Here is an 8175-nt window from a genome sequence, read left to right as displayed (position 1 = left end):
ACTGTCAAACAATCATCATAAACGAGTTATCCACACCACAAAGCCACAGTTTCCCTACACATTCAAACCTTACACACACTTTCCATTCACAATCCAAAACTAAAAAAACTAAAAAAACGCCAGAAAATGCATTCTGACGTCTCTTTTTTCTCAAAGTTCCTTATTCGCCCCAGCAAGCTGCCACGCTTCCTGAAAGCGCAGTCTCGTTGCAGGGCCCATACGCCCCAGACCACAGGCTTTTCTCATTTCCCCAAGGGCGTTCTCTTCATCCAATCCCTTGGCACGGAACTCATCAGCCAGTGCTTTCAGCATTTGAAGCGGCAGTTGAGCTGGATCGATGCTTTCTCCCGCAGCCGGACGACGGAATATAGCAAGGCCATAAGGCGCTTCCTTCGTTTCCCAGAAGAACGTCCCAACTTCTTCCTCTGTACGCCCCAATGTGGCCGGAACGACCGCAAGCACTCGCTCTCGAATCTGGCGACCGGCCCGAGCAAACCCATGAAGTCTGGCAATCTGCTGGATCAGAGCTATTTCATGAACAACGCCTGACCGTTGGACCGTCTGACGAATCAGATTTTGGAGCGTTGGCAGATAATCCTCATCTCCAAAGCGGCTTCCATCAGCGACCGCACAAATCTCCCCGTCTGTCTCACTCTCAGCCTTAACGTCCGCCGCCTGCGGAACATCCAACGCAAAGCCCGCATAAAGGACCGGTTCTTCAGGCACGCCCTCTGCCAACTGCGGCTCCGTAGCTTCGGACAACTGACATTCTTCAATTATGGGCGCACGCTCTGCCCTGATGGCCTCAAGCCTCTGCTTCAAGGCCTGATCCAGTCTTTCGACTTCCCTGGATGCATTCAACCACCAGTCCGTGGACCAGACTCTCAGGATCACCCATCCCAAAGTTTCCAGAACGGCCTGCCGCAATCTATCGCGATCCCTCGCAGTGGCGCTCCGGTGATAGGTCGCGCCATCGCATTCAACACCGGCCAGGAAACATCCCGGCATGTCCGGGTCCACAACACCCAGATCAATCCGGAACCGGGAAACACCAATCTGCGGACGGACGTCCCATCCGCGCTGCCTCAACAAAGCTGCGACTTCCAGTTCGAAACGACTATCCGCCTCTCCCACCGATCCCTGATGAAGACCCGTCAAAGCACCTGCACCATGTTCGGCAAATGTCAGGAATTTGCGGAGATGCAGCACGCCTTCGGCAGAGCTTCTGGAAGAGTCGATCTGCTCGGCCCGAAGCGACCCGAACACGACCAGCTTTTCCCGCGCTCTCGTGACAGCCACATTCAGGCGTCGTTCACCCCCTGTCCGGTTCAGCGGCCCGAAGGACACATACGGCGCACCCTTTAGTTCAGGGGCGTATGTCAGGGAGAAGAACATGATGTCCCGTTCTTCTCCCTGCACATTCTCCAGATTCCGGATCAGGACTGGCTCTGCACACTCTTCGCTGAAGAACGGGACAAGAGACGAATCTTCCCTCTGGGCCTTCTCAAGAAGATCCGTGATGAGGGTCTGCTGCTCTCCATTGAACGTCACAACACCAATGGATTTTGCACCGTCACTCTTCAGATGCGCCACGACAGCATTCGCCACCGCACGCGCTTCAGCCGGGTTAGTTCGGCTTCCACCACGCTGATAGTTGCCGTCCTCCACAAACCGGAACGAGACAGCCTGATCCTTCGTCACGATTGACGGAAAGGTAATCAGATCCCCGCCGTAATACTGACTGTTCGAGAATGCGATCAGGCTCTCATGTCGGCTGCGGTAATGCCATTTCAGGCTGATCTCCGGCACACCAGCCGCACGACATTCATCGAGAATCGACTCCATGTCGCAAAGCTCGCCATCTTCTTCCTCGTTCTCACTTCGAGCGAAGAAGCTGGTCGGTGGAAGTTGCTTTGGATCCCCGACGACAATGACCTGTCGCCCACGACCGATGGCACCAATGGCATCCCATGTCGGGATCTGGGAAGCCTCATCGAAGATGACGAGATCAAAAGGTTCACTGTCTGGCGGCAGATACTGCGCCACAGAAAGAGGACTCATCATGAAACAGGGTGTCAGCGCGCGAACCGCCCGCGGCGCCACGGAAGCCAACTGACGAATGGGCATATGACGCGCTTTTTTCTGCGCCTCACGATGGATCATCACATACTGCGCATCCTGCCGCCGCGTCTCTTCGCCGGGAAGACTGCCACACAAACGTGCGCGGATCAGACGTTTGGCCAGTCCCGCAGCATCTTTATCCCACGCCCGGAATTGCCCAATCTGCTCCTCGTGAGCAGCAGCGACAAAACCCCGCAGTCTCGGTTGCTCATCAACGGCCGCCGCCAGCCACCATCGAGCGTATGCTGCTTCCAGAACAGCCTGAAGACTTTCCGCAGCCACGCGCTCTGCAAGCAACGCATCCACCAGCGGAGCCAGACCCAGATGCTCCGCCTCATGGCAGGCTTTACGCCAGGCACACCAGTCTCGTAGACCGCGCCCCTGTTCAATCCAACCGGAAAGTCGCTGCTCCAGACGGCTCAACCAATCCGCACCATCAGGTTCAATGGCCAGAACATCACTACCCGCCAACTCGTTCAGTGTTTGCATGTCCGCGCCAGCTTCCGAGAAAGCCTGCTGGAACGCCGATATTTTTTGCCCGACTGGGCCGCTCTCGGCCAGCAGGTCTCGCCCTTCTGTCAGAAGTTCACGGAGATGACGCCGTACGGACAAAAGCCCCGAGACATCCGGAACACAACTGGCCAAGGCCACCCGCATTTCCGTCCCCCAAGCCAGCGTCGCTTCGATCCTGGCGAAATCTGTGGAAAGCCCCTGCCACAATGGACCCACATGTTCGCGATGCAATGCCGCTGTCAGAGACTGCTCCAGCGCGGACAGTTCAACCAAGCGGCTAAGTTCGTCCCCCAGATCTTCCGGCAATGCCCCTTTTGCACTGCCCTCCAACTGTCGGCGAACCGCTTTCTGAGCACTACGGCGGGACAAAAGCCATTTTTCTTCGGAGTCTTTCCAGGCGCACTGGAGTTCAGCCAGTGGGAGCGTTTTGGCTTGTTCCCAATGGACGGAAAGCTCCTGCACCAGACTGCGATGTCGAGCGACACGGCTCTGTTCGGCAAGGACAGGTTTTACATTTTCCGCTGCATCGTCCGAGAGTGCCCAAGCGCCCACAGTAGCTTCAGGTCGGCGGATTAGCTGACACAGGCGTTCAAGGCGCTGCAAAAATGCCCATGAAAGAGCGTCCTCCGCGAGGCCCAGAGCGTGACAAAGCTCTCTTGCGACCTTGGAAAGACTTTCCGCCTGCAATTTCAGTTTCTGCGCCTGCTGAAGCAGTTGGTCCTGCCAACGGGACGTCCAGTCTTCCTGCTCGATCCCTGAAAGGCGTGGTGACAGCGCCTCTCTTCCAAACCGAAGATACAGACTCGAAAGAAGGCTCGTAACGCTCTTCAGGCGTTCCCAGTCTTCCTCAGCGTGAACCTCCGGACCCGCCCATTTGAGAGCCAGCAAATAGGTTCCATTTCTGTCCGCCTCCAGCACAACACCGATCGCACGATAAGGCGTCCAGCCATTTTTCCATCTGCGATGAAGATCATGCACATAAGCATTCAGATCGCGCCGCACTGCCATGAGGCGACTTTGAGCAGACGTCCATTCAGCCGTCGAAAACTCCTCCCGCACGGACTGCACCTGCTGGAATTGCTCCAGGACAGCTCCGCGTCCTGCTTGAGGCGAGAACAGATCCAGACAGAACTCACCCAGTCCCACAGACCGCAAACGATTGCGCACGACCTCAAGCGCCGTGCGTTTTTCCGCAACGAAAAGAACCGTTTTTCCGCGTCCCAGCGTGTCCGCAATGATGTTGGCAATCGTCTGGCTTTTGCCCGTTCCCGGCGGCCCGATCAGAACAAAATTCTCACCCGCAGCCGCTCGGGCCACAGCCATTAGCTGGGAAGAGTCCGCTTCAAGCGGGCACAGAAGATCTGCGTCATCAAGCACATCATCAAGCGGCAATGCCTCATCGAACATCGCTTTCGGAAAGGCAGATCCAACGTCATCTGTTTCCGACACGCCATCCAGAAGTCGGCTGGCCACCGGATTGATCCGTAATGCTTCCTGACGTTCCTGCAGATCCTTCCACATCAGGAATTTTGCGAACGACAGCGTCGTCAGGCAAACACGCTCCTCAACTTCCCACTGCGGAAGCTGGCGGATCTTGGCCCGGAAAATATCGAAGATCCGCCTCACATCCAGACCGGCTTCATCGTGAGGCAGATCGCCTTCAAGCTCTGGAAACCGCATGGCAAAATCCTGCCGCAGAACTTCCAGAAGGCTGCCGTTGACCCGACTTTCATCCGTATGCGCCCGCAAGCGGAAAGGCGCGTTTACGCTGCTGCGCTCCAGAATGACCGGTACAAGAATCAGTGGCGCCCGAGCCTTGCGGTCTTTCCCGCGTGGCTCCCACACCAATTCACCCAAGGTTAGGAAGAGCGTATTCGCGCCTCCCTCCTGCTCGGCAGCTTTCGCCTTACGATAAATCTCAGTCAGGGCAGGCTGAAGTCCGGCCTCCTCACGCGCCACCAGAAGTTCGCCATGCTCCAACGCTTCTGCCGCTATCGTACGATGCTGATCATCATGGTGACGGTTCTGATGGATGCTCGCGCTTCTGGGGTCCGCCCCATCCATCAGTTCTGGCCGTGCACGGAGCCTGAGAGCAGGCTTGCGCTCACCTCCCCGCATTTCTGCAAGGCGATCTTCAAGTTTCCCCGGGTCCGCACAGCAGATTTCGATAATCTGTTTCTCAGAGCGAGGAAGATTCAGAAGCCGGCTACGGCCCGAAATATCCAGAAGCCGCTTGCACCAGCGTTCCAGCCGACTCTGGGGCGTATCTTCCTCGTCATGATCTCCCAGTTCTTCACGAAGATCCGGAGCTACCTGCAACAGCGGGGCAACATTTCCTTCGGCCTGGTCTGCTTCAGGTATCTCTGCTGCCACTACAATCTGTGAAAGCGGACGAATGCGACGCAAACGTGCGCGATGGATATCAATAACGTCTTCGAATTTTGAGGGCTCTTCCCCGTCCTGAAGCTGGGCCAACCCATTCTCACAGGCTTTGGAAAACGTCGGACAGGCCGCGGCGGTCACAAAGGTCGTCTCAAAAACACAGACATCATCAAGGGCCACACGATTTCGTAGGCCGGGCAAGTCCTGCAAAACAGACGTGCCCGACTGCTCGCGAGACAGCCAGAAGCCCGTAAAGGCATGCCCCTTGAGCATGACAAGCAATGGCCTCAGCCCGATAGCCTCCAGACAGGCCGCAAAAAGAAGCGCCGTATCCAGACAGGTGGCCAGACACTCCTCGACAATCTGGGTCGGCAGGCGAACCCGTTGCCCATCTTCTACAAAAGACGCCGGGGGGCTGACATAGGTAATCTTCAGCGCAGCAACCGCACACCAGATGGCCTGTGCCTGTTCCCAGGCGCGTTTGCGACCGCCCTGATACCCTTCAAGTGACGGTGACTGACCTGCATCCTGCAAAAGAGCAGAGGCCGCGCGAAGAATTTTCGCCACAGCAGGGTCATTGGGAAGAACAAAGGCCGCCAGAAGATCCGGAAGCCCCTGCAAGCCGCCCCATTCGCTCCGGCAACGCACCGTCAGGGGAAAAACACGGTCCAGAAGTTCTTTCGGCGATCCATCTGGCTGGATTTCAGAAACGCTCAACCTGACTTCTGCCCGTGCCGCCTCACTGAGAGACGCAAGAAACGCGCCATCAAGTTCAACATCCAGACGATCTATCGTCTGAAACTGTCCGGCCCCTAGAGACTGTACCCGCCAGCATGTGGGACGCAGCACACTCGGCTGACAATCCAAGGTAATTTCGAGATCCCTGAACTCACGATCTGAGAGATTACGAAGAGAAAGCTCCAGCAAAACCGGAACACTGTTTTCCCAAAGGGCACTACTGACGCTCTCTCGAAGAACCGCATTCAGTTCAAGAGAGGGGTCGGCAGGCAGCTTCGGTGTTTCTTCTGTCTCTGGCGCAGAGGCCTCTTCCGTCACGCTTTCAATCGACTGCGGAGAGGCAGGAGCCAGATCTTCAGTCAGGATTGCAGTCTCAGGAGAGGAGTCCGTCATTACGCGCCACCATCACTCGGTAAAGTTCGGAGGAGCATACAGGAAGGTGCCAGACAAAGAAAAACCCGCCCAGTCAAACTGACCGGGCGGGTTTTTCTGTTATTCAAAGATGATGAAATCGGCTTTAGACCGAAGCATCCCCTCCAGCTGCTTCCAGTTCTGCGCGAACGCTCTGGATTTCACGGCTGAGGCGGTCATGCGTATCAACATCGTTCGGCTCAATCTGGGCCCATGTGGTCTCCAGATCGCGCAGACGGTCACGCGCTTCATCAGCCGACAGTTCGCTCATGAGCTGAGCGGAATCAGCCAGAATGGTGCAGTGCTCTGCGCCCATATCTGCGAAACCGCCGCCCACGAAATAACGGTCGACGATCTTGTCGCCTTCATACAGGGCCACAACGCCACCACGCAGCTGAAGCATCAGCGGTGCACGGTCCGGCATGGCTGCAATATCGCCCTCCATGCCCGGGACCACCGCCATGTCGACCTGACGGTCAACAAGGCGCTTTTCCGGGCTGACGATCTCGATGCGTAGGGGCATCAGGATCAGGCCTCCTGCTTCAGCTTTTCGGCCTTGGCGATGGCCTCGTCGATGTCGCCAACCATGTAGAACGCGCCTTCTGGCAGGTGATCGTACTCACCGTTCACAACAGCCTTGAAGGAACGGATCGTGTCTTCCAGAGCAACCAGCTTGCCAGGTGCACCCGTGAAGACTTCTGCCACATGGAACGGCTGGGACAGGAAGCGCTGGATGCGACGTGCGCGGCCAACGATCTTCTTGTCTTCTTCAGACAGCTCATCCATGCCCAGGATCGCGATGATGTCCTGCAGACCCTTGTAGGTCTGGAGCGTCTGCTGAACCTTACGAGCGATGTCGTAGTGTTCCTGACCGACGATCTTCGGGTCAAGCGAGCGGGACGTGGAGTCCAGCGGGTCAACAGCCGGATAGATGCCCATTTCTGCGATCGAACGGTTCAGAACCGTCGTGGCATCAAGGTGAGCAAAGGTCGCAGCAGGTGCCGGATCGGTCAGATCGTCAGCAGGGACATACACGGCCTGAACGGACGTGATGGAGCCCTTCTTTGTGGACGTGATGCGCTCCTGAAGGGCGCCCATTTCCGTTGCCAGCGTCGGCTGATAGCCCACGGCGGAAGGAATACGGCCCAGCAGGGCGGACACTTCAGAGCCAGCCTGGGTGAAACGGAAGATGTTGTCCACGAAGAACAGAACGTCCTGACCTTCTTCGTCACGGAAGTATTCTGCAAGCGACAGACCCGTCAGGGCAACGCGGGCACGTGCTCCCGGCGGCTCGTTCATCTGGCCATAGACCAGCGCAACCTTGGAGCCTTCCGTGGAACCGTCTTCACCGATCTTGATAACGCCGGCGTCCTGCATTTCGAAATACAGGTCGTTACCTTCACGGGTACGCTCACCCACACCAGCGAACACGGACACGCCACCGTGTGCCTTCGCGATATTGTTGATGAGTTCCTGGATGATAACCGTCTTTCCAACGCCAGCACCGCCGAACAGACCGATCTTACCACCCTTCAGGTACGGGCAGAGAAGGTCAACGACCTTGATGCCGGTAACGAGAATTTCGGAAGCAGCAGCCTGATCTTCGAAAGCCGGGGCCTTACGATGGATCGGGAAATACTTGTCGCTAACAATCGGGCCACGCTCGTCAATGGCTTCACCAATGACGTTCAGGATACGGCCGAGGGTAGCCGGGCCAACCGGAACCATGATCTGCGTGCCCGTGTCACGAACTTCGGCGCCACGGCTCAGGCCGTCCGTCGTGTCCATGGCAATGCAGCGAACCTGGCGCTCACCGATTTCCTGCGCGACTTCCAGAACAAGCGTTTGATCGCCGTTCTGAACATGAAGAGCGTTCAGGATATGCGGGAGTGTGCCTTCGAACTGCACATCGACAACCGGGCCACGCACCTGCGTGACACGACCGACGACATTGTTTGCAGCCGGGGCAGAAGGGTTAAGAGTCTCAGACATCGGTTCGTCTCCTGCGTG

3 protein-coding genes are annotated in these 8175 nt (G+C 57.0%); all 3 read right to left on the bottom strand.

The window, feature by feature from the left end:
* Positions 1–150: 150 nt before the first annotated feature.
* Entirely contained in the window at positions 151–6147 is a 5997-nt protein-coding gene (locus J4P41_RS11005; protein ID WP_426067157.1) for a DUF3320 domain-containing protein, read from the bottom strand.
* Positions 6148–6271: 124 nt separating this feature from the next.
* Entirely contained in the window at positions 6272–6688 is a 417-nt protein-coding gene (gene atpC / locus J4P41_RS11000; protein ID WP_010503577.1) for an ATP synthase F1 subunit epsilon, read from the bottom strand.
* A 5-nt stretch (positions 6689–6693) separates the two neighbouring features.
* Complete coding sequence (atpD, locus tag J4P41_RS10995) at positions 6694–8157, bottom strand: F0F1 ATP synthase subunit beta (protein ID WP_426067156.1); 1464 nt, start codon at positions 8155–8157, stop codon at positions 6694–6696.
* Between the last annotated feature and the right edge of the window lie 18 nt (positions 8158–8175).

The sequence above is a fragment of the Gluconobacter sp. NFX36 genome (assembly GCF_049887835.1).
Lineage (GTDB): Bacteria > Pseudomonadota > Alphaproteobacteria > Acetobacterales > Acetobacteraceae > Gluconobacter > Gluconobacter japonicus_A.
Note: the sequence above shows the minus strand (reverse complement) of the source record. Positions and strands in the feature narration are given on the sequence as shown.